At 57.6% G+C, this 20,819-nt stretch carries 21 protein-coding genes; 7 read left to right on the forward strand and 14 right to left on the reverse strand.

Annotation, left to right across the window (positions count from 1 at the left end; translation table 11 throughout):
• Window positions 1-31 precede the first annotated feature (31 nt).
• Window positions 32-1,141 (forward strand): aromatic ring-hydroxylating oxygenase subunit alpha, encoded by a 1,110-nt coding sequence (locus tag AC2TCY_RS04275; RefSeq protein ID WP_480845709.1) that lies wholly within the window; start codon window positions 32-34, stop codon window positions 1,139-1,141.
• 17 nt (window positions 1,142-1,158) lie between these two features.
• Here the strand turns inward: AC2TCY_RS04275 and AC2TCY_RS04280 are convergent, their stop codons facing one another.
• Entirely contained in the window at window positions 1,159-2,481 is a 1,323-nt protein-coding gene (locus AC2TCY_RS04280; RefSeq protein WP_480845710.1) for an aspartate aminotransferase family protein, read from the reverse strand.
• Window positions 2,478-3,251, reverse strand: coding sequence for a beta-keto acid cleavage family enzyme (locus AC2TCY_RS04285; RefSeq protein WP_480845711.1), 774 nt, complete (start codon window positions 3,249-3,251; stop codon window positions 2,478-2,480). Before AC2TCY_RS04285 ends, AC2TCY_RS04280 begins: the two co-directional genes overlap by 4 nt.
• Window positions 3,252-3,339: 88 nt before the next feature.
• Between AC2TCY_RS04285 and AC2TCY_RS04290 the strand changes: the two genes are divergently transcribed.
• Complete coding sequence (locus AC2TCY_RS04290; protein WP_480845712.1) at window positions 3,340-4,239, forward strand: MurR/RpiR family transcriptional regulator; 900 nt, start codon at window positions 3,340-3,342, stop codon at window positions 4,237-4,239.
• A 46-nt stretch (window positions 4,240-4,285) separates the two neighbouring features.
• Here the strand turns inward: AC2TCY_RS04290 and AC2TCY_RS04295 are convergent, their stop codons facing one another.
• From AC2TCY_RS04295 to AC2TCY_RS04315, 5 genes are all read right to left on the reverse strand, one after another.
• Window positions 4,286-5,077 (reverse strand): FAD binding domain-containing protein, encoded by a 792-nt coding sequence (locus tag AC2TCY_RS04295; RefSeq protein WP_480845714.1) that lies wholly within the window; start codon window positions 5,075-5,077, stop codon window positions 4,286-4,288.
• 94 nt (window positions 5,078-5,171) lie between these two features.
• The gene (locus tag AC2TCY_RS04300; RefSeq protein WP_480845715.1) at window positions 5,172-7,532 is read right to left on the reverse strand and encodes a xanthine dehydrogenase family protein molybdopterin-binding subunit; all 2,361 of its coding nucleotides are present in this window, start codon (window positions 7,530-7,532) and stop codon (window positions 5,172-5,174) included.
• Window positions 7,533-7,612: 80 nt separating this feature from the next.
• Window positions 7,613-8,098: a (2Fe-2S)-binding protein gene (locus AC2TCY_RS04305; protein WP_480845717.1), complete on the reverse strand. Its 486-nt coding sequence runs from the start codon at window positions 8,096-8,098 to the stop codon at window positions 7,613-7,615.
• 155 nt (window positions 8,099-8,253) lie between these two features.
• Window positions 8,254-9,255 carry a molybdopterin-binding protein gene (locus AC2TCY_RS04310; protein WP_480845718.1) on the reverse strand — a complete coding sequence of 334 codons (1,002 nt, stop codon included), beginning with the start codon at window positions 9,253-9,255 and terminating at the stop codon, window positions 8,254-8,256.
• Window positions 9,252-10,220, reverse strand: a complete 969-nt coding sequence (locus tag AC2TCY_RS04315) for an XdhC family protein (protein ID WP_480845720.1) — start codon at window positions 10,218-10,220, stop codon at window positions 9,252-9,254. Before AC2TCY_RS04315 ends, AC2TCY_RS04310 begins: the two co-directional genes overlap by 4 nt.
• 47 nt (window positions 10,221-10,267) lie before the next feature.
• Here AC2TCY_RS04315 and AC2TCY_RS04320 point away from each other — a divergent pair, with 47 nt between their 5' ends.
• On the forward strand, window positions 10,268-10,927 hold the full coding sequence (locus AC2TCY_RS04320; RefSeq protein WP_480845721.1) for a hypothetical protein: 660 nt from the start codon (window positions 10,268-10,270) through the stop codon (window positions 10,925-10,927).
• Window positions 10,928-10,930: 3 nt separating this feature from the next.
• Here AC2TCY_RS04320 and AC2TCY_RS04325 read toward each other — a convergent pair whose 3' ends face one another.
• Window positions 10,931-12,187: a vWA domain-containing protein gene (locus tag AC2TCY_RS04325; RefSeq protein WP_480845722.1), complete on the reverse strand. Its 1,257-nt coding sequence runs from the start codon at window positions 12,185-12,187 to the stop codon at window positions 10,931-10,933.
• A 58-nt stretch (window positions 12,188-12,245) separates the two neighbouring features.
• Window positions 12,246-13,154 carry an AAA family ATPase gene (locus AC2TCY_RS04330; RefSeq protein ID WP_480845723.1) on the reverse strand — a complete coding sequence of 303 codons (909 nt, stop codon included), beginning with the start codon at window positions 13,152-13,154 and terminating at the stop codon, window positions 12,246-12,248.
• 155 nt (window positions 13,155-13,309) lie between these two features.
• Here AC2TCY_RS04330 and pyrC point away from each other — a divergent pair, with 155 nt between their 5' ends.
• Window positions 13,310-14,347 carry a dihydroorotase gene (pyrC, locus tag AC2TCY_RS04335; protein ID WP_480845725.1) on the forward strand — a complete coding sequence of 346 codons (1,038 nt, stop codon included), beginning with the start codon at window positions 13,310-13,312 and terminating at the stop codon, window positions 14,345-14,347.
• On the opposite strand, the gene AC2TCY_RS04340 is transcribed toward pyrC, so the two are convergent.
• Together AC2TCY_RS04340 and AC2TCY_RS04345 are read right to left on the reverse strand one after the other, a co-directional pair.
• Complete coding sequence (locus AC2TCY_RS04340) at window positions 14,344-15,639, reverse strand: MmgE/PrpD family protein (RefSeq protein WP_480845726.1); 1,296 nt, start codon at window positions 15,637-15,639, stop codon at window positions 14,344-14,346. The genes pyrC and AC2TCY_RS04340 overlap by 4 nt on opposite strands.
• A 38-nt stretch (window positions 15,640-15,677) precedes the next feature.
• The gene (locus AC2TCY_RS04345; RefSeq protein WP_480845727.1) at window positions 15,678-16,121 is read right to left on the reverse strand and encodes a type II toxin-antitoxin system RatA family toxin; all 444 of its coding nucleotides are present in this window, start codon (window positions 16,119-16,121) and stop codon (window positions 15,678-15,680) included.
• 73 nt (window positions 16,122-16,194) lie between these two features.
• On the opposite strand from AC2TCY_RS04345, the gene hpt reads away from it, so the two are divergent.
• Together hpt and AC2TCY_RS04355 are read left to right on the forward strand one after the other, a co-directional pair.
• Window positions 16,195-16,737, forward strand: coding sequence for a hypoxanthine phosphoribosyltransferase (gene hpt / locus AC2TCY_RS04350; protein WP_480845728.1), 543 nt, complete (start codon window positions 16,195-16,197; stop codon window positions 16,735-16,737).
• A 5-nt stretch (window positions 16,738-16,742) separates the two neighbouring features.
• Window positions 16,743-16,916, forward strand: a complete 174-nt coding sequence (locus AC2TCY_RS04355; RefSeq protein ID WP_480845729.1) for a hypothetical protein — start codon at window positions 16,743-16,745, stop codon at window positions 16,914-16,916.
• Here AC2TCY_RS04355 and AC2TCY_RS04360 read toward each other — a convergent pair.
• Both AC2TCY_RS04360 and lipA read right to left on the reverse strand, forming a co-directional pair.
• Window positions 16,906-18,057 carry an amidohydrolase gene (locus AC2TCY_RS04360; RefSeq protein ID WP_480845730.1) on the reverse strand — a complete coding sequence of 384 codons (1,152 nt, stop codon included), beginning with the start codon at window positions 18,055-18,057 and terminating at the stop codon, window positions 16,906-16,908. The two genes, AC2TCY_RS04355 and AC2TCY_RS04360, sit on opposite strands and share 11 nt — an antisense overlap.
• Window positions 18,054-19,004 carry a lipoyl synthase gene (gene lipA, locus AC2TCY_RS04365; protein WP_480845731.1) on the reverse strand — a complete coding sequence of 317 codons (951 nt, stop codon included), beginning with the start codon at window positions 19,002-19,004 and terminating at the stop codon, window positions 18,054-18,056. Before lipA ends, AC2TCY_RS04360 begins: the two co-directional genes overlap by 4 nt.
• Before the next feature lie 251 nt (window positions 19,005-19,255).
• On the opposite strand from lipA, the gene AC2TCY_RS04370 reads away from it, so the two are divergent.
• Window positions 19,256-19,804 (forward strand): redoxin family protein, encoded by a 549-nt coding sequence (locus AC2TCY_RS04370; protein WP_480845733.1) that lies wholly within the window; start codon window positions 19,256-19,258, stop codon window positions 19,802-19,804.
• Window positions 19,805-19,850: 46 nt separating this feature from the next.
• Here AC2TCY_RS04370 and AC2TCY_RS04375 read toward each other — a convergent pair whose 3' ends face one another.
• Entirely contained in the window at window positions 19,851-20,774 is a 924-nt protein-coding gene (locus tag AC2TCY_RS04375) for a LysR substrate-binding domain-containing protein (RefSeq protein ID WP_480845734.1), read from the reverse strand.
• Window positions 20,775-20,819: the final 45 nt, after the last annotated feature.

Raw genomic sequence — 20,819 nt, forward strand, 5'->3', positions numbered from 1 at the left:
AAGCTCGTGCAACCGGGTACAGGAGGCCACAATGGGTGAGATGTCATTTTCTGGCGGCGTGTATCAATCGCTTCCGGCGCGTGCATATTGCGACAAGACCATTTTCGCCCACGAGCGCACCAGCATCTTTGGGCGTTCATGGCAGTTGGTCGGCCATGAAACCGATCTACCGAATTTCGGTGACTTCGTTGTCGAGAATATCAACGGAGTTTCGATCATCGTGATCCGTGGGCAGGATGGTGTCATTCGCGCATTTTACAATGTCTGCGTTCATCGCGGTCACGAATTGCTGAAAGGCAAAGGGTGCACCAAAAAAATGACCTGCCCCTACCACGCGTGGACCTATGACACGACGGGCCAGCTGCGCGCTGCTCCGAACGCCGCGGCGTTTCCGGGGTTCGACAAAAGCCAGTACAAGCTCCGCCCAGTTCAGGTCGAGGTGTTTTTCGGGCTGGTTCTGGTCAATCTCGATCCGCGGGCCCGCGCCCTCTCCGATCTGGCCGAAGATGCGTTAAATGAAATTTCGGAATACGCGCCCAATCTACCTAGCTACCGGCGCGCGGACCGGACTGAGCGCCTGGCCAATGCGAACTGGAAAGTCGTCGCTGAAAATTTCAACGAATGCTATCACTGCGCAGTCGTGCACAAAACTCTGACGACCGGAGTAGTCGACCCGGATCAGTACCAAACACGTGGCTTTGATTACGGCATTCGTCACGCCAGCCCTGCCCGGCCGGATTCTCAGAAGTCTTACAGCTATGTCGCCGACCCCAAGGCGCGCACAGACAAGTTCTTGACCTGGTGGTTCTTCCCGCTGTTCGCGCTACAGGTCTATCCCGGTGGGATCGTGAATACCTATCGCTGGAAACCACTAAGCGTGAATACGACCAAGGTCGAGGTCGATTGGTGGCTACCGGAGGCCGAACCAAATGCCGTAGAGCAGGAGATCATCTTGCAGCATCGCAATACTACTTTTGCCGAAGACGGTCCGATTGTTGACTCAGTCCAGCGCGGGCTGGAAAGCGGTGCTTTGGGTAATGGTGCGGTGGTGGTGGACGATGCCTGTTCGTCTCAGTCGGAGCACCCGATCATGGCTTTCAACGCGCTATATCAGAGGGCAATGGACAGCACTGCCCCCTGAATTGACTGCGTATCGCCTCACGCCGGAATCGACACTTTGATGGCCTTGGTCAGTTTTGAGACCAGTTCATCGATTTGTGCGTCTTCAATGATAAACGGCGGCGCAAGCAGGACATGGTCGCCATTCCTGCCATCGCGCGTTCCTGACATCGGGTAACAGATCAGACCTTCGGCAACAGCTGCCTTCTTGATCTTTCCCGCCAGCCCGAGCGCGGGGTCAAACGGCGCACGCGAGTCCCGATCCGCCACCAGTTCCACCCCTCGGAACAAACCCCGCCCCCTAATGTCACCAATATTCGGATGCTGACCAAAGGCGTTTTCGAGAGCAGACTGAACTTTGTCACCCATTACTTGGGCACGTGCAGGCAATTCGCGCGATGTTAATTCCCGCACGACGGCCAAGGCGGCGGCGGTCGCGACCGGGTGCCCGATATAGGTATGCCCATGCTGGAAAAAGCCGGAGCCATCCCGGATCGCATTGTAAATCTGCCCCGTGCACAGCATCGCGCCAATCGGTTGATAACCGGCGCCCAACCCCTTGGCAATACACAGAATATCCGGCACGACCCTGTCATGATCACAGGCGAACAGATGCCCGGTGCGGCCCATTCCGCACATGACTTCGTCCAATATCAACAGGACACCGTATTGGTCGCATATTTCGCGGATGCGCTTGAAATACCCCTCAACTGCGGGAACCGCACCCAAAGTGGCGCCCACGACCGGTTCGGCCATGAAGGCCATCACAGACTCGGGACCGAGGCGCAGAATTTCGGTCTCTAACTCATTGGCGACACGCTGACCGTAGTCATAGCTGCTCTCGTCACCGGTTTTTTCCGCATACTCGTAGCACGGTGCGATATGGGTCATTTCAATTAACATCGGGGCGAATTGCGCCCGCCGCCATGCATTACCACCTGCGGACAAAGCGCCCAGCGTATTGCCATGATAGCTTTGACGCCGGGCGATCACATGGCGTCGTTCGGGTTGGCCGATTTCCAGGTAGTATTGTCGCGCCAGCTTGATCGCCGCTTCGGTCGCCTCGGACCCGCCGGACACGAAGTAAACTCGATCCAGATCGCCCGGAGCCTGTTCGATCAGCAGATCAGCCAGCGCTTCGGCTGGTTCTGATGTCATGAAACCGGTATGAGCAAACGCGACTTGTTCGACCTGATCCTGTACCGCCTTGATCACTGTGGGGTTTGAATGGCCAAGACAAGACACTGCTGCGTCACCACAATCCAGATACCGTTTGCCCTGTGCATCAATCAGGTAACATCCGTCTCCTCCTGCCGCGACCGGAAGAACGGACTTGGTGTGACGCGGGAAAACATGGCTCATTTCATTATTCCTTCAAGAGATTCCGCCAAAACCGCAACCGAGGCGGCATTATCAGCCCAGAATGCCCCATCCGGGCCTGTCAGGCTGTTCTCAAAACCAACGCGGACATCTCCGCCGCGCATTGCGGCCGCAACAAGACACGCATGTTCCTGTGCGCCAAAAGCGCAGACCATCCAGGACGATGGGCTGGCAGGAAACGCATCCAAGTCCACGGGAGCCGATTGCTGATCCATCGCGTAGCGCCCAAGAACCAACAGACGATCTGTCTGATCTGTCCGCACGACGCCTTCGGCTTGCCACCGGATCAGCAAGTCTGCATCAGCCCTGTCATACAGAATGTGTTGCACCTGTGTTCCCTGCTCCTGGCACGTTGCATAGACCCGCGCAGCCATGTCAGGTTCACGAGCGATTTCGCGAACTGAAATTGAGGCCCAAGTCGGCTGAACACCTTGCAGACAGTCATATTGCGACTGAACGTCATAGATACCCGCTGACTCGGTTGTGATCTGAACATCCATCTGCGGCGCAGCCCGCTGCAACTCGGCAATGGTCTCACGATATTGCCCGGAATCCAGCGAATGCTGCCCAGAGCTGTCCCGGATATGCAAATGCACCCCGTCCGCTCCTGCGGCTTTGCAGGCCGTCGCGGTCTTTACGATTTCGTCAATCGTAACCGGAAGCGCCGCATGGTCCACATGCCCGCGTCGCGCCCCATTTGGCGCGACCATCACATAGGGGGCTCTTGCCCCGCTTTTCATGTCGTAAGACATAACACCACCTAAATTATTCGATACCGACCTATACTGTGAATCAATGTTTTCAATTTGAATTTTTGAAAACATTTGTTTTTATATGACCATGCAACGCTCATTATCCCCTCTGACCAACCGACTCCGCCGCGACATTGAAGACTTGCCGCCGCAGATGCAGGTCGCCGCCAAATATGTCATTGATCATCCGGGCGACTTTGGCCTGAACCCGATCCGTGTGACGGCCGATAAGGTCGGTGTCAGTTCAAACGTTCTGGTTCGTCTTGCTCAGCGAATGGGGTATGATAGCTTCGAAGCTTTTCGGCGTCCCTTTCGCCAAACCCTCGTGACAGACCGCGAAGACCGGATGGGCCAGGAGTGGCTCGAACGGATGAGCACCGGAGACGCGTTCAGCGCCGCTCAGGCTGGATTCGCGCAGAATGAATTGAACGTCGCGTCCCGTTCACTGCGCCTTATGGATCCGCGGTTGGCAGAACAGGCGATCGATCACATGACCTCGGCCCGACGTTGTTTTGTGACAGCCACGCGCGCAAGTTATGCGCTGGCCTACTATTTCCACTATGCCGGGCGCATGGCGCATCCCGGATTTCAATTGGTTCCCCGTCACATGGGCTCTGCCATTGACGATCTGATCGAAGGGGACTCAGGCGACTGCCTGTTCGCAATCACGGTCCACCCATATTCCGCGGACACGATCCAATCGATGCGTTTCGCCCGCGAGCGCGGCATGCGGATCGTCCTTCTGTCTGACAGTGACGTAATAGCACCCGGAGTTGAACCGGACGTCACATTGCCTGTCAGCACACGCGCCATGCACCAGTTCTCAAGCTTTTCCGGTGCAATGGTCGTTCTGGAATGCCTTTTGGGCCACCTCTATGCCTCGGGCGATGACATCGCCCGAGAGCGGGTCGAGCAATACCAGAAGGCGCGTGAGGATACAGGTGCCTACTGGCGTCCGGCGAATCTTCCGAAACTGCGGAAAAAATAGAAAAGGCCGCGACGTGTGGCGCGGCCCTTCAGTTCAATTCAATACATTACGAGCAGGCTTCAACCGCCCGCTTGGTCATCACTTTGACGAGGTGAGCGCGATATTCCTTGCTGCCATGAAGATCGGCGATCATATTCATCGGGTTGATCTTCAGGTTCATCAAGGCGTCCGGTCGGAACTCTTTGTTCAGTGCCTCTTCGGCCTCGGACCAGCGGAAGACCCCATCTTCGCTGGCGCCGGTCACGGCCACACGAACGCCGTCTGCAAACCATGCCAGAAACACTCCAACCAGCGCGAAGCGCGACGCCGGTTGAAGGAACTTCTGATAGCTGGCCGTCTGCGGCACGGGAAAGTTGACCGAGGTGATGATCTCACCCTCGTCCAGAGCGGTTGTGAACATGCCCTGGAAAAACTCATCCGCCGCGATCCGACGTGTATTGGTGATGATTGTCGCGCCCGACCCCAATGCACCTGCAGGGTAGCACGCTGCAGGGTCGTTATTGGCGATTGAACCGCCAATTGTACCACGATTGCGTACGGCAGGATCGCCGATCTGACCCGCCAGTGCCGCCAGCGCCGGATAGCTACTTGCAGCCTCGGTGGCCACGGTCGCATGTGTCGTCGCGCCGCCAATGGCAAGCGAGCCATCATCCTCGACGCAAACACCTTGCATCTCGGAAATCCCGCTCAGCGACACCAGAGCTGACGGAGCCGCCAACCGCTGTTTCAATGTTGGGATCAGGGTTTGCCCACCCCCCAACGCCTGCGCATCCTCGGCCCCCAACGCGGCAGCCGCGTCGGCGATGGTCGAGGGCTTTTCAAATTCGAAACTGTACATTTCGTTTTCCTTTCCGAAAGGCGCGGAACCGCCCTTCATCTGGCTGTAATTATCTCGGGGGTCCGGGGGCTGCCCCCCGGTCCGCCCTTTCCACTCAGCTGTTCATCGCCGACCAAACACGCGACGGGCTGACAGGCATGTCGATGTGATCGATAGCCTTTCCGCCCGAGTTCAGCGCATCCAGCACCGCGTTGACCACTGCCGGCGGCGAACCGATTGCACCGGCCTCACCACAGCCCTTCACCCCCAGCGGGTTGTGGGTACAGGGCGTCTGGCTGGAATGATCCACACCGTAGAACGGCACGTCATCGGCACGCGGCATTGCGTAATCCATGAAGGACGCGCTCAGCAGTTGGCCATTCTCGTCATAGGCACAGTTCTCAAGCAAAGCCTGACCGATACCCTGACCGATACCGCCATGCACCTGACCGTCCACAATCATCGGATTGACGATGTTGCCGAAGTCGTCCGCCGCGGTAAACGCTTCTATCGAGACCTTCCCGGTATCAGGATCGACTTCGACCTCACAGGCATAGGCACCTGCCGGGAAAGTGAAGTTGGCCGGGTCATAGAACGCGGTCTCCTCCAGCCCTGGCTCAATTTCCAGCGGGTAGTTGTGCGGCACATAGGCTGTCAACGTTACATCGCCCCAGGCTACTGACTTGTCAGTGCCTGCCACGCTGAATTGGCCATCTTTCAGCTCGATATCGGCCTCGGACGCCTCCAGCAGATGAGCAGCGATCTTCTTGGCTTTGTCGATAATCTTCTCGGTCGCCTTGACCATCGCCGAGCCACAGACCGCAAGGCTGCGCGAACCGTAGGTGCCCATGCCGAACGGAATTTTCGAGGTATCGCCATGGACGATCTCGACCATCGACTCATCGATGCCAATCATGTCGGCCACAACCTGCGGAAACGCGGTCTCATGTCCCTGCCCGTGGCTGTGCGCACCGACCATGACACTAATCGAGCCGGTGGCGTTCACGCGGACCGTCGCTGCATCATAGAGACCCGCACGAGCCCCCAGCATGCCAACGATGTTCGACGGCGCGATGCCGCAGGCCTCGATATAGCAGTTGATGCCCAGCCCGCGTAACTTGCCGTTAGCCTCGCTTTTCGCTCGGCGTGCGGCAAAGCCCGCAAGATCGGCAGCGGCCTCAAGCTTATCCATCGTCCCGTTGTAGTTACCCGTGTCGTAGGTCAGTGCGACCGGCGTGTCATAGGGGAACTGGGTGATGAAATTCTGGCGTCTCAGAGCAATCGGATCAACGCCCAATTCGCGCGCGGCCTTGTCGACCACACGCTCCAATTGGAACGTTGCTTCGGGGCGACCTGCGCCGCGATAAGCGTCCACCGGAACTGTGTTCGTGAACATCGCTTTCACGTTCACCTGAATGACCGGCGTCTTGTAGTTACCCGCCATCAACGTACCGTGCAGCCATGTCGGAACCGAGCTGGAGAATGTCGACAGATACGCACCCAGATTGGCGTAAGTGTCTGTGCGCAGACCAATAAAGTTGTTGTCCGCATCCAGCGCCAGCTCGATCCTGCTGACATGGTCGCGGCCTTGCGCGTCCGACATGAACGCCTCGGACCGGCTGGCCGTCCACTTGACCGGACGGTTGCAGGCTTTGGCCGCGAATGTACAAAACGCCTCCTCGGCATAGTGGAAGATTTTGGTGCCGAACCCCCCCCCCACATCGGGGGCCACTACACGCACCTTGTGCTCGGGCAGGCCCAGAACAAAGGCGCACATCAGCAAGCGGATCACATGCGGGTTCTGCGAGGTGGTATAAAGCGTATACTCCTCGGTCCCACGGCTGTATTCGGCCACAGCAACGCGCGGTTCCATCGGGTTGGCAACCAAACGGTTGTTAACCAGATCCAGCGTCGTCACATGGGCCGCATTGGCAAAGACCTCGTTGACCTTGGCGTCATCCGCTTCACCCAACTGCCAGTCATAGCAGATGTTGTTCTTCAGATCGTCATGAACCAGCGTGGCACCATCCTGTGCTGCGGCTTTCATGTCCAGCACGGGCGACAGTTCTTCGATGTCCACCTCGATGGCCTCAGCGGCATCGCGCGCCTGTTCCAGACTGTCGGCCACTACGGCGGCAATCGGGTCGCCCACGTGGCGGACCTTGCCTTGTGCCAGAATGGGATGCGGCGGTTCCTGCATGGGTGCACCGTGCTTGTCGGTCACCTCCCAGCCGCAGGGCATGCCGCCCACGCCTTCGAAATCCTTACCGGTGAAAACCTTGACTACACCCGGCATACCCTCGGCCGCCGAGGTGTCCACGCTCTTGAGACGGCCATGCGCAACGTCGGACCTCAGGAAATGCACATATGCCTGGCCATGTACGTTAATATCGTCGGTGTAATTGCCCGCTCCGGTCAGAAAGCGCACGTCTTCACGCCGCTTGGAACTGGCTCCGATGCCACTGTCTTTGGGCATTGCTTGTTCTCCTCCCATAAACAGGTGCTATTACGCACCCTTTATCTCCCACGGGCGTACTCACCACGCCCGCAGTGGCATTACTCCGCAGCGATGCTGCTGACGTCCTGACCAGATGCGGCCATGATCGCCTTAACGATGTTGTGATAGCCGGTGCAGCGGCACAGGTTACCCTCAAGATATTTGCGGATCTCGGCCTCGGTCGGGCGCGGATTGTCCTTGAGCAGCGCGGCCGCGCTCATCACCATTCCCGGTGTGCAGAAACCGCATTGCAACCCGTGATGATCCTGAAACGCCTGTTGGATGGCGTTCAGAGAGCCATCCCCATTCGCCTGACCTTCGATAGTACCCACATCGGCACCTTCAGCCTCGAGTGCCAGCATATTGCACGACTTTACGGCCTCACCGTTCACGTGCACCACGCATGCGCCGCACTGAGCAGTGTCACACCCGACATGCGTTCCGGTCAGCGACAGGTGATCGCGCAGAAAGCTGGACAGCAACGTCCGGCCTTCGACATCACCGCTCACGGACTTTCCGTTCACGGTCATTGAGACCTGTGTCATGAGATCCTCCCAATTTTATGTTTTTCTCTTGCGCCCGAGTTAAACACGGGAAATTTCGTTTGAGAACAAAAATATTTACCCGAATTTTCCGCAACTTCGCGCTGTAGCCATCTAATGATGTGGCATGGTGCCAAAAGGGCAAAAATGCCGTTACGTCACTTGTGCTTCGCCGCACGTGGTTGCGGTCTGGTTGGGATTTCTTTGAGCAATCCGCCGACACCCATAGCTGCGATGTCAGCGCTTGTCGTTTCCACTCCGCATGCCACGCGGGACAGAACCCAGTCAGCCCCATTTAATGCCGGCGAGCGCGCGCATCCGGGCAATCCAATAACAGGACGATCATCCAAAGACCCCAGAAACAAAAGGTTACCGGGGTCGACAGGCATACCGAACCGGTCGACAACCCCGCCGGCCGCGCGTACCGCCCCCGGTGCCACATCGTTCCCGTCAGATGTGGCCGAACCGGTCAGGATCATTACGACCTCTCCACGTATTCTCGACACGGCAGCCGACAGCGCGTCCAATGTATGCGGAACTGTATCCAGATCTATCAGTTCCATACCAAGCGACTCGACCCGGCCTTTGATGGCAGCGATACCTTTTTCGTTGGATGGGCCACCCGGTATGTCTGTCACGACCAGGCCTGCAGTTCTGTGCACTGGGGCAGCCAGACGAACGGCCCCTTGCGCTTGTCGAGCAGCGTGCAAAACGTCTGCCCCCGGTACCGCATACGAGATAACCTTAATCGTAGCCACCATTCCACCGGCGCTCATCTGCTGATACTGCGGCACGGTAGCGACCGTGATCATTGGATTAACCAGATTGAAACGCTGCAATGCTTCCGTATCCAGGACGGCAATACCCGGTCCGTCCGCCAGCAAGTTGACGCGACCGGTGAACGCCTCGGTCGCGCGCAAGTTCACCGTTTTCGGATGAGGGGCAAGCGCCTCTGCCAGCATTCTGGCGGCTTCGTCTTCGTGGCAATCTCCGGGTTCCAGCCTGGCCACTGTCACTTCTGATAGGCCCGCTTCTTCCAACAGCGCGAGATGATCGGCCGTCAGGATTAATCCCTTGCGCAATTTGCGTGTTCCGGCCTTGACAGAATGCGCCAGTATTGCGCCGGTGGCTTCGGACAAAGAAACGGGGCCGAACTTCACGCCTTACCCCGCAGAACAGCGGTCATCTGCGCCAGTATGGCCACAGCGATTTCGGACGGGTCCGCCGCTCCAATATCCAAACCAACAGGGCCGTGTATCCGGGCAATCTGTTCAGCCGTGAACCCAGCTTGTGTCATGCGTTCGACCCGTTTGGCATGGGTTCGGGTCGAACCCAGAGCACCGATATAGAACACGTTGGCCTGCAAGGCCGCTTGCAGCGCCGGGTCGTCAAGTTTCGGGTCATGGGTCAGTAAAACCAGCGCTGTACGGGCATCCAGACCCAGCTTGGCAACCGCTTCGTCCGGCCAATCGGTCAGGACTTTTTCACTGGGAAATCGGTCACTTGAGGCAAAAGCCTCACGTGGATCGACAATCGCCGGATCATATCCTGCGATCCGCGCCATGGGGACAAGAGCCTGCGCAATATGAACGGCCCCCACAACGATCAAGCGCAGCGGTGGATTGTGTACTGCGACAAAAGTCTGACCGTCCGGTTCGAACCCGGATCGGTCCATCCGCAATCGATCGGGATAAGCGTTACGTCGCAGGGCGCGGTGGCCCGTCTCGACGTTGACTTCATAGGCAAGCGGTTCGCGCCGTGCGCGCGCCGCAACCAATTCGGCGAGAGTCGCTTCGGGCAGCACGGACCCGACGGGTTCGACCAGAACCCGGATAGTACCACCACAGGCCAGGCCAACAGCAAAAGCGTCCTCGTCGCTGACACCAAACTCCAGAAGGCGGGCGTCGCCCTCTTCGATGGCTTCCAGAGCTTCAACAATCACTGCGCCTTCGACGCAACCACCGGATACGGAGCCTTCTATCCGCCCATCTCCACTGATCACCAGTTGCGATCCAACGCGACGTGGGGCGCTGCCCCAAGTCTCGACAACCGTCGCAAGTGCCGCGCCTTTGCCAGCTTGGTACCAGTTCAATGCGGTTTCCGGGCTATTGTCGAATCGTTCCATAAAGACCTCCGGCCTGTTCCCGCCCCAACATAAGGAGCTTTGGCGCAATGAAAAGCGGGTTGAGCATTCACTTTCCGGCGCTAACAAGCCGAATTCGCGGTCATATTCGCAAATTGTTGATTGTTCCGCCTTCAAGTTCTAGCGTGCAGCTCCATCGGGACTTTGACCTGATTCACCCCTGCACATTTCTTACGGGAGACAAAGAGTTGAAACGCATTCTTACACTGGGAGCAGTGGTAGGTCTGATGACCGCTACCGCTGGCTGGGCCGACACGTTTTTAAAGTATGGTGAGGTTGAAGGCTGGAAAGTCTTTATTGATCAAGACAAGAAATCTTGTCTGATCGAAGCCGTCGATGACGCTGAAAACGTGGTCCAGATGGGCCTGACGGAAGATCGCGGCGTCGGTTACGTGGGTGTCTTCACAAAGGCCAAAACTGATATCAAGCGTGGGGAAAAGGAAGCCGTCGCGGTTCTTATTGGCGACAATATCTACTTGGGTGAAGCCACGGGTATGAAAGGTAATATCACAAAGGGATATTCGGGCGGCTATGTCTTGTCAGACGATCCGCAGTTCGCCGATGATCTTGCCAAGCAGAAGGAAATGGTTGTATTTCCTGAGAAAGAATTCGCCTTTTCCGTCGATTTGACAGGTACTTACAAGGCCATGGAAATGGCTAGGAAGTGCAACGAAGAACAGCTGTCCTAACTGCTATTCGGAAAGCGCTGCCATCAGCCGCGCTTTCTGTCCCTGGTCGTCGGGTCGAGAGATCACGGCGGCCAGATCCTCTAGCGAAGCAATTGAATGCCCGGCGCGGAAGCTGTCAACATGAGGCAGCATGGTTGCCACGCCCCGCGCTTTTGGCGCGAAACCATCCCAGCGCAGCAGTGGATTCAACCAGATCAGGCGCCGCGACGACAGGTGCAAGCGTTCGATCTCTTTTTGCAACAGATCAGGATCGCCACGCTCGAGACCATCGGTGATCAGCAGAACCACAGCACCCTGCCCCATGACGCGCCGCGACCAGTCCCGATTGAACTGATGCAGGCATTCTCCGATCCGTGTTCCACCTTCCCAGTCCTGCGCCTCCGCTCCGGCAGCGGCTAACGCGGCGTCCACATCCCGCTGATGCAGGTGCCGGGTGATATTGGTCAGACGGGTGCCGAAGGTGAAAGCGTGCACTTTGGCCCACCCCGCTCCTTTGGCGTTCGAGACGGTGTGCAGAAAGTGCAGGATGACCCGGCTGTATTGGCTCATCGAACCGGAAATATCGCAAAGCACCACCAGATTTGGCCAGCGCGGTTTGGGTTTTAAGCGGGCGATGTCACGCAGCTCTCCACCCTGACGCATGGCCGACCTAAGCGTGCGAGCGCGGTCGATGCGCTGGCCCAGATGGCTGGCTTGTCCGCGGCGTGACTCGATGGGTTTGACCGGCAGGGTCAAACGCGCGAGCAGGCGCTTGGCTTGAGCAATCTCAGACGTACTCATCTGTTCGAAGTCAAGGCTGCGCAGGCGTTCCTCAGAAGACGCAGTTTGGGTCGCGTCGATCTCAATCTCGCCTTCCTCTTCCTGCTCAGCGGTGTCCGGCAAATCACGTTCCACCCCGTCCAGCAACGCTTCCGCCGCTCGCTTTTCCGCCGCATCCGCCTTGCGTTCTTCCTGCACACCACGAATAGCGGGCAGCATCATGGACATCATGTGCTCCAGATAGCGCGGATCGCGCCAATAGAGGCGGAAGACCTGCGCGAATACGGTACGATGCTCCGGGCGGCTCACGAAACAGGCGTGCAGCGTCCAGTAGAAGTCCCGTTTTTCGGTGAAACCCGCAGCTTGTACCGCGCGGATAGCGTCAACGACGCGACCTGTGCCAATCGGCAGGCCAGCTTTGCGTAGCGCACGCGCGAAATGAGTGATGTTCTGCGCGAGTTTAGGAGTGTCTGGGACATCCAGCGGGAGTTGTTCGGCCATTACCTTTCATGGGGGCGCCGCCCCCAGTCCCCCATTGAAATTGCGCAAAAATAAAGCATCACGCGGGTTCCAGATCAGCTTTGGCCTGGTCAAGGATGCGTTTGGCCTCGGACCCTTGCAGCTTCTGAATGTCGTCCTGATATTTTAGGATCGCGCCCAGAGTATCGCCGATCACTTCGGGGCTGAGGTTGATCACATCCAGAGCCAGCAGGCATTTGGCCCAGTCGATGGTTTCAGCAACGCCTGGCTTCTTGAACAGATCTTCAGTGCGCAAGCGTTGGACAAAAGCCACAACTTCACGGCTTAGCGCCTCGGCTGCTTCCGGAGCGCGGGCATGCAGGATTTCGATTTCGCGGTCAAAATCAGGATAGTCGACCCAGTGGTATAGGCAGCGACGTTTCAAGGCATCGTGGACCTCACGCGTTCTGTTCGAAGTGACAATCACGATGGGCGGTTCTGGTGCTTTGACAGTTCCAAGCTCGGGGATGGTCACCTGAAAATCGCTAAGTGCTTCCAGTAAAAAAGCTTCAAAGGGTTCGTCGGTTCGATCCAATTCGTCGATCAGCAGAACGGGTGCGCCATTCTCGTCGGGGCGCATGGCTTGCAGCAAAGGGCGCTCAATCAAATATTCGTCCGAAAACAGCTCGGTCTGTAGCGCGCCACGGTCCGCTCCGCCAGATGCTTCGGCGGTACGGATAGCCACCATTTGCGCGGGAAAATTCCATTCATACACAGCCGAAGACGCATCAAGACCTTCGTAGCATTGCAGGCGGATCAGGCGCCGCCCCAACCCTGAGGCCAAGGCTTTGGCAATCTCGGTCTTGCCCACGCCTGCCTCGCCTTCCAAAAACAGGGGCCGCCCGAGTTTCAGAGACAGAAACACAACCGTGGCCAGCGCCCTGCCACAGACATAACCCTGGCCCCCAAGCATTTGCTGTACGGCATCAATAGAATTCGGCTGCGTCATGGGATCCCCTTATTGTTCGGCCCAACAGGTCACGACAACGCCTTTACGTCAAGACTATGGTCTTTCCGGGACTTACGACGATCTGGCACGATGGCAAGAGCATCGGACCTATTGAAGGCCTTTCACCACCGGGGCGGCTGTGTTAGCGGGAGGGCATGACCGATACCCTTACGATCCGCCGCCCCGACGACTGGCATCTGCACCTGCGCGATGGCGCCATGCTGCAGGCCGTCCTGCCCGAAACCGCGCGTCACTTTGGCCGTGCGATCATCATGCCGAACCTTGTTCCGCCTGTTGTCACCGGCGATCAGGCCGCCGCATACCGCGACCGAATTCTGGCCGCACTGCCCGACGACATGACGTTCGAACCGCTGATGACGCTGTACCTGACCGAGGACACCGATCCTGCCGATATGGCTGCAGCCCATGCCAGTGGCCTGATCAAAGCGGTCAAACTGTACCCTGCCGGGGCAACGACCAACTCGGCCTCGGGTGTGCGCGATTTCGAAAAGGTCCGACCGGTTTTGGAAAAAATGGCCGAGATCGGCCTGCCGCTGTGTGTGCACGGAGAGGTTACGGATGCCGAGATCGACATATTCGATCGCGAAGCCGTGTTTATCGACCGCATTCTGGACCCAATCCGTAAAGCAACGCCGGGCCTGCGGGTTGTAATGGAACATATCACCACGTCGAACGGCGTGGATTACGTCAAGGCCAACGCGGCGGACCTGGGCGCGACGATCACAGCACACCACTTGATCATCAACCGCAACCATATTCTGGTGGGCGGAATCAAACCTCATTATTACTGTCTGCCTGTCGCCAAACGCGAGGAGCACCGCCTGGCTCTGCTGGCAGCTGCGACTTCGGGGGATGCACGATATTTCCTGGGCACTGACAGCGCACCACACACGGATGCGAACAAAGAAATGGCTTGCGGCTGTGCGGGGTGTTTCACCGCGACAAACACCATGTCGCTGCTGGCCGAGATGTTCGACCGGGAAGGCGCGCTGGACAAACTGGAAGGCTTTGCTTCCCGCAATGGCCCGGGCTTCTACGGCCTGCCCGTCAACGAAGAGACAATCACTTTGGCCAAAGGCGAACCGGTGGCCTATCCGGCCAAGATCGACTCGGGCGACGGACCCGTCACTGTGTTTGATCCGGGCTTTCCGCTGCACTGGCGCGTGGTCTAATCACCCATCCCATCCGACAGCTCTGCTGCGCGCCCGCCGGTGCGCAGCATTGACCAGATTGCGTCTGCCTCATCGCCGCCGATCAATTTCGATGCCTTTTCCCTCACGCGATCTTCGCGATCGGCCAGAGACATTGGTGTCAGCAGGTCATGCGTGGCTTCGCGCCGCGCCCCATCCCTGCGCAGCAAGAACAATTGCGCCTGCGTTTCGGACAGGCCTTCATCCTCTTCTACTGTGATCCTGTCTCGCAATGACTGCAGGCGCGGATCTGCGCAAACATCATCCGAAAAGCTGTCCGGTAGAGCTGTATCGTACCCCAATGCCTGCATCGCGATTACAGTACGATAGGAGAATTTCGCCCCCAAACCCGTGACCGGAGTCAACTGATTGCACACACTCATCCAGCGCGGATGTGTCTTGATTTTGATTTCGGCGACTTCAGGCTCAGCGATATCCAGAACCCGCGCTGCCTCAAGTGCTGCGTGCAAGCCGTGACAGCAGGCGTGGAACTTGTGGCTGACGGTTTCGAACAACCATTCATCGCCCAGACCCTCAAGTGCGCTAACGGTATCTTCGGCGCCCAGATGGGTGGCACCAAACCCATTAGGGCCTTCGATGGCGGCTGCATTCGGATCAAATCCATTGCGGATCAATAATGCCGCCTCGATGCCATTTGAGGCAGCATGCCCGGCATTATAGGGTTTACCCATGGTACCGAACTGCGCCTTTTGCCCAGACGCGAGCGTCGCTGTCAGCCCCAGAACCCGCCGCATCTGTTCGACGTCAAAACTCATGATACGCGCAGTCGCTGCCGCCGCACCAAAAGCCCCGGCTGTCGCCGTTTGGTGAAATCCGGCCTGATAATGCCCGCGCCCCAACCAGAGACCTATGCGTATCGACAACTCCATACCGATCAGAGCAGTTTCAAGCAGTTCGACGATCGGTTTGTCTTCCCACGATGCCATTGCCAGCGCGGCCGGGAGCACGGCGACAGAAGGATGTCCGATATGTGCAAAATGCGTGTCGTCGTAATCCAGCGCATGCGAAATGGTGCCGTTGACCAATGCCGCCGCACGCAGCGGCGCGGTGCCCCCTCCGAACAACTGCGCCTGCGGTGTGCCGCCTTCGGCCAGAACCATGTCACGTATGATGCGCGAAACAGGTTCTTGTGCCCCCGCCCGTCCGACAGCCAGCCAGTCCAATGCAGACAGGGAAGTGACGATCCGCGCCTGCAATGTGGTCGAGACGGGCCCGGCGGCGAATTCAGCGAGTGTCGTAGTCAGGTCTGCCATGGGCCGCAGTCTAGCGCGCGCGCCGTGGCCGTAAACCCTTAGCCGTACAGCGCCGCTGCGCGCTGTTCAAAGGCGCGTACGATACGGTGCATGGCCTCGTTGAACACAACGCCGATGATGCCCTGCAAAACAGCGTTCTTGAATTCGAAATCTACGTGGAAAGACACGTTGCAGCCGTGTTCCGTATCTTCGAATTGCCAATCTGAGCGCATGAATTTGAACGGGCCATCAAGATACTCAGTATCGATTTTCTTTTGCGCGTCAAACAGCGTCACGCGGCTGCCGAACCGCTCACGGAAGACCTTGAACGAAATGACCAGATCGGCTTCAAGTACCTGCCCATCGCCGACGGCATAAGTTCGTCGAATACGCGAAGCAGCACACCAAGGCAGAAATTCCGGATATTTGGCCACGTCGGCAACCAGATCATACATCTGCTGGGCGGTGTATGGCAGGGCGCGTGTTTCGGAATGGGTTGGCATAGCTTCCGGGTATTTACAGGTGACAATGGCGCGTCATGTCGTATGTTGCGCGCCAAAGATCAAGGGGGCAGTGATGAGTGACCGCGCATATGTGATAGATGAGATGATCTCGGCCAAGGCTATTGCCGCGCGGATCGAAGAACTTTGCCGCGAAATCACCTCGGAATTCGGCAGTACGGACAAGTTGATCGTTGTTGGTCTGCTGCGGGGCAGTTTCGTGTTCATTGCCGATCTGGTGCGCGAACTGGACTTGCCGATCGAAGTCGATTTCCTCGAGGCTTCCTCGTACGGAGACTCGATGGAAAGCAGCCGGGAAGTCCGCATTCTCAAAGACTTGCGCGGCGCAATTGAAGGGCGTGATGTACTGGTAGTCGAGGACATCGTCGATACCGGCCATACATTGAACCACGTCACCAAGTTGCTGCAAAGCCGAACGCCCAAACGATTGAAATCCATCGCCCTGCTGGACAAACCCAGCCGCCGCGAGGTTGATTTCCGCTCGGATTGGATCGGATTTGAAATCCCGGACGAATTCGTCGTGGGCTATGGCATCGATTATGCACAGCGCAACCGTAACCTGCCTTTCATCGGCAAAGTGCGATTTGTCGAAGACTAACGCCAATGAGCCTGCGTCACTTTCTGCGCATGTCGAAATGGGCCCGCAACCCGCCATCCGAACGTCGGGTCAAGCTGGTCATAACGGTGATTCTGATTTGCCTGCTGGTTTTCGGGATCGAGTATATGGGTTGGTGGCCGGATTGGGCGGGAAGCCGACCGGGGAAGCTCAGGCCCTGATGCCCAGCACGTCGTCAATTGCCGCCAGAAAAATACCGCTGCCGATCGGGATCAGCGCGTCCGGAAAGTCGTAATCCGGATTGTGCAACTGCGGATGATTCAGACCTGCCCCCAACCAGAGCATTGCGGATTTGGCGCCTTTTCCAAATTGGCCGAAATCCTCAGAAAATCGCTGTGGATGAGAGGCTGATCGTATCGGTACTTTTTGCGCCTTACACGCATCAGAAAGGATCTTAGCGGCCTCGGCCTCGTTAACACAGGCTTCAAAGACATCGTCATATGTGATGGTTACGGCCAGTCCTTCGTCCGCGGCGACCTGATTTACCAAAGCCTCGGCCGTATCGACCAGATCAAACATGCGCCTGTCCGAGACCGTGCGCAGGGTCACCCACAGTTCAGCCTGCCCCGGAGCCACCCCGAATGTCGCTTTCCCCAAATTGGCGTGTGTCACTGTAGCCAGCGCATAGGACTCATCCAACGCTCCACCCGGACCCAACCCGGACAAAGCCGGCATAAGTGTCGCCAACGCACCAGCCGGTGAAATCCCGTCCTGCGGCGCCGCAGCATGGGACGTTTTTCCCGTAAGCTCGATCCGCATTCCGCGTGAGGCACAGTTTGCAGGACCTTCGCACAACTCAACCGCGCCCAATTCCAACCCCGGCAGGTTGTGCAGGGAAAATACGTAATCCGGGGCGATCTGAGCGAATTGCGGGTCAGAGCGGAAAGCTGCGGCACCCTGCCCGATTTCTTCGGCAGGCTGGAAGATCAGAACAACACGACCGCTTTTGGATCGTGCTTCTCCAAGTTTAAAAGCTACGCCCAGGACTATGGCCATATGCCCGTCGTGGCCACATAGATGCCCCTTACCGGGATAGCGCGAGGCGTAGGGCGCATCAGAGATTTCCTGAATTGGCAGCCCGTCCAATTCGCATCGAATGGCCACGGTCGGGCCCGCCCGACCACTGTCATAGACGGCAGCGACTCCGTGGCCGCCAATGCCGGTCAGAACCTTATCTGGGGAACAGGTCTGTACCAGATTGGCGATACTTGCGGCCGTGCCTCTCTCATCGCCGGACACTTCGGGTACTTCATGCAACTCGCGACGTATCTCCGTCAGCCAGTTCTGAAGCTCGTGTCTCACCCTTGGCTCAGCTTTTTTTGCCGAGCATCGCGCAATTGTGCGAAATCATCTCCGGCATGGTACGAAGACCTGGTCAACGGTGTTGCCGATACCATCAGGAAACCTTTGCCGAACGCGGCCTTTTCGTAGGCGGCAAATTCCTCGGGCGTGACAAAACGGTCGACGTGATGGTGCTTAGGTGTCGGCTGCAAATATTGACCGATCGTCAAAAAATCGATGTCGGCGGCCCGCATATCATCCATGACCTGCCGTACCTGCTGCTCCTCCTCGCCCAGCCCGACCATGATGCCGGATTTGGTGAACATCGAGGGGTCCATCTCTTTGACGCGCTGCAAAAGGCGCAGCGAATGGAAATAGCGCGCTCCGGGGCGAACCTGCGGATACAGACCCGGCACCGTTTCGAGGTTGTGGTTGAACACGTCAGGTTTTGCCTCAACCACGGTTTCGAGAACGGATGGATCACACTTCAGGAAATCAGGCGTGAGAATCTCGATAGTCGTTTTAGGAGATCGGTGACGCACGGCCCGGATGGTTTGGGCAAAATGCTCGGCGCCGCCATCCTCAAGATCGTCGCGATCGACCGAGGTAATCACCACGTGGTTCAAACCCAGCTTTTCGACCGCATGGGCAACCCGGCCGGGTTCAAAGGCATCCAGTTCATCCGGGCGACCCGTCGCAATGTTGCAGAAAGTGCAGCCACGGGTACAGATTTCACCCATAATCATCATGGTCGCATGGCCCTGGCTCCAGCATTCGCCGACGTTCGGGCAACCAGCCTCTTCGCAGACCGTGACCAGGCCGTTATCGCGCATGATCTTGTGAGTATCGGCGTAACCTTTGCCTCCGGGCGCTTTGACGCGGATCCATTTCGGCTTCTTCGGCTGCGAATTGTCAGGCCGGTGGGCCTTTTCAGGATGACGTTGCTCGGGAATTTTCAGATCACGCACGGGCGGTTTTCCTGGCTTTTGGTCGATTTGGACTGTCCCTAACATAGACTGCAAGCCATCTCCAGACCAGCACTGCATGGCCGCTATGCACGGCTAGTTCGCGCTCGCAGCATCCCCCACTCGGAACAGCGAATTGCCATTATATTTCCTTGACATCCAATTATGCGCAATCGCAGCAATTCCAACATTGAAGACAGTTTAGAATCCTTATAAATCGGCAACGAAACGCACCGATTCACATGAGGTTGAACATGAAATCCGGAACCAAACTGCCAGACGTGACCTTTCACACCCGTGTCCGTGATGATGCGATTGAAGGACCCAACCCGTTCCGCTGGGAAGACAAAACAACCGCCGATTATTTCGCTGGCAAGCGAGTGATCCTGTTCTCACTACCGGGCGCGTTCACTCCCACATGCTCGACCTATCAGCTGCCCGGATTCGAAAATGGATTCGCGGACTTCGCCGCCAAAGGCGTCGATGACATCTACTGCATGTCGGTCAATGACAGCTTTGTCATGAACAAGTGGGCGCAGGATCAGGGCCTTAAGAACGTCAAGGTCATCCCTGACGGATCAGGCGAGTTCACTCGCAAAATGGGCATGCTGGTTGACAAGGACAACCTGGGCTTTGGAATGCGGTCCTGGCGTTATGCGGCCATAGTGAAAGACGGTGTTGTCGAAGCCTGGTTCGAAGAACCCGGGCTGATGGACAACTGCCCCGAAGATCCCTACGGCGTGTCCTCGCCCGAAAATCTGATGAAGCATCTGGACGAAGCGCGCGAGCCCGCTCTGGCCTGATCCAGATAATCGATGCTGAGTTTAGGCCCGCCACCGGCGGGCCTTTTTATTCGCGGGTTTTTTCGACGATTTCCTCACCGACTTGCTGCATAACTTGCGCCAGCTTTCCGAACCAGTCTTCCTTTCGCGTGGATGACCGGCGCACCAACCCAATCGTTCTGGCTGGTTGAGGCTGGCCGAACCGCAACAATCTTAAGCCTGGTACGGCATCGGATTCGGCCTGCGCGGCCAGTTCGGGCATTAAGGTCAGACCAAAGCCCTCGGCAACCAGTCTGGACAGGGTCGCCAGCGAAGACGCTCCCATATTGATCTGGCTGCTGTTCCGGTCTTTTCCACACACTTCAAGAGCCTGATCCGTCAGACAATGACCGTCTTCCAGCAGCATCAACTGAGTGGTTTGCAAGTCCACCGGCCGCAGCGCCTCGGGACTGACCGTCAGGCGGGTCAGGCGGGCCTGGCTGCCAGCAAGCAAGAAACGGTCCTGAAACAAGGGTTCCTCAATCAGCCCTTCCCCTCCTGCGGGCAAAGCCAAAACGGCCGCGTCAATCTCACCCGTACGAAGCTGGGACAACAGCCTTTCCGTTCTGGATTCAAGGATTTGAACCCGCAACGAGACATCGCCAGAACGTAGCCCCGCCAAAACGCCGGGTAGCAAATATGGCGCCACAGTTGGAATGATGCCGATGGACAGAGACCGATGCCCGCCCGAGTGGTCGCGGGCAAATCTGTCCAACTGGTCCGCAGAGTCCAGCACTTGATATGCTCGGTCCAATACATCGCGCCCAAGAGGTGTCAGCAGAATGTCCCGTGCTTGTCGCTCGAACAACGGGCCTCCCATTGTTTCTTCCAGAGCCCTGATCTGGACGGACAGTGCGGGTTGCGACACATGGCACACCTGAGCTGCGCGCCCGAAATTTCGTTGTTCTGCAACCGCACGGAAGTACTGCAACTGTCTGAGGGTAAAATTCATAACCTTTGACTATCACTTACCGCCCAAATCGCAAGATCAGCAAAT

This window comes from Ruegeria sp. HKCCD7181, from assembly GCF_057221055.1.

What these genes read in the sequence shown, in the direction of transcription:
- AC2TCY_RS04325 (WP_480845722.1), bottom strand. Translation starts at nt 12,187, where the DNA reads ATGGCCGAACAACTCCCGCTGGATGTCCCAGACACTCCTAAACTCGCG.
- AC2TCY_RS04275 (WP_480845709.1), top strand. Translation starts at nt 32, where the DNA reads ATGGGTGAGATGTCATTTTCTGGCGGCGTGTATCAATCGCTTCCGGCG.
- hpt (WP_480845728.1), top strand. Translation starts at nt 16,195, where the DNA reads ATGAGTGACCGCGCATATGTGATAGATGAGATGATCTCGGCCAAGGCT.
- AC2TCY_RS04280 (WP_480845710.1), bottom strand. Translation starts at nt 2,481, where the DNA reads ATGAGCCATGTTTTCCCGCGTCACACCAAGTCCGTTCTTCCGGTCGCG.
- AC2TCY_RS04300 (WP_480845715.1), bottom strand. Translation starts at nt 7,532, where the DNA reads ATGCCCAAAGACAGTGGCATCGGAGCCAGTTCCAAGCGGCGTGAAGAC.
- AC2TCY_RS04330 (WP_480845723.1), bottom strand. Translation starts at nt 13,154, where the DNA reads ATGACGCAGCCGAATTCTATTGATGCCGTACAGCAAATGCTTGGGGGC.
- AC2TCY_RS04285 (WP_480845711.1), bottom strand. Translation starts at nt 3,251, where the DNA reads ATGTCTTACGACATGAAAAGCGGGGCAAGAGCCCCCTATGTGATGGTC.
- AC2TCY_RS04320 (WP_480845721.1), top strand. Translation starts at nt 10,268, where the DNA reads ATGAAAAGCGGGTTGAGCATTCACTTTCCGGCGCTAACAAGCCGAATT.
- AC2TCY_RS04290 (WP_480845712.1), top strand. Translation starts at nt 3,340, where the DNA reads ATGCAACGCTCATTATCCCCTCTGACCAACCGACTCCGCCGCGACATT.
- AC2TCY_RS04315 (WP_480845720.1), bottom strand. Translation starts at nt 10,220, where the DNA reads ATGGAACGATTCGACAATAGCCCGGAAACCGCATTGAACTGGTACCAA.
- AC2TCY_RS04345 (WP_480845727.1), bottom strand. Translation starts at nt 16,121, where the DNA reads ATGCCAACCCATTCCGAAACACGCGCCCTGCCATACACCGCCCAGCAG.
- AC2TCY_RS04375 (WP_480845734.1), bottom strand. Translation starts at nt 20,774, where the DNA reads ATGAATTTTACCCTCAGACAGTTGCAGTACTTCCGTGCGGTTGCAGAA.
- AC2TCY_RS04305 (WP_480845717.1), bottom strand. Translation starts at nt 8,098, where the DNA reads ATGACACAGGTCTCAATGACCGTGAACGGAAAGTCCGTGAGCGGTGAT.
- AC2TCY_RS04340 (WP_480845726.1), bottom strand. Translation starts at nt 15,639, where the DNA reads ATGGCAGACCTGACTACGACACTCGCTGAATTCGCCGCCGGGCCCGTC.
- AC2TCY_RS04355 (WP_480845729.1), top strand. Translation starts at nt 16,743, where the DNA reads ATGAGCCTGCGTCACTTTCTGCGCATGTCGAAATGGGCCCGCAACCCG.
- AC2TCY_RS04370 (WP_480845733.1), top strand. Translation starts at nt 19,256, where the DNA reads ATGAAATCCGGAACCAAACTGCCAGACGTGACCTTTCACACCCGTGTC.
- pyrC (WP_480845725.1), top strand. Translation starts at nt 13,310, where the DNA reads ATGACCGATACCCTTACGATCCGCCGCCCCGACGACTGGCATCTGCAC.
- AC2TCY_RS04295 (WP_480845714.1), bottom strand. Translation starts at nt 5,077, where the DNA reads ATGTACAGTTTCGAATTTGAAAAGCCCTCGACCATCGCCGACGCGGCT.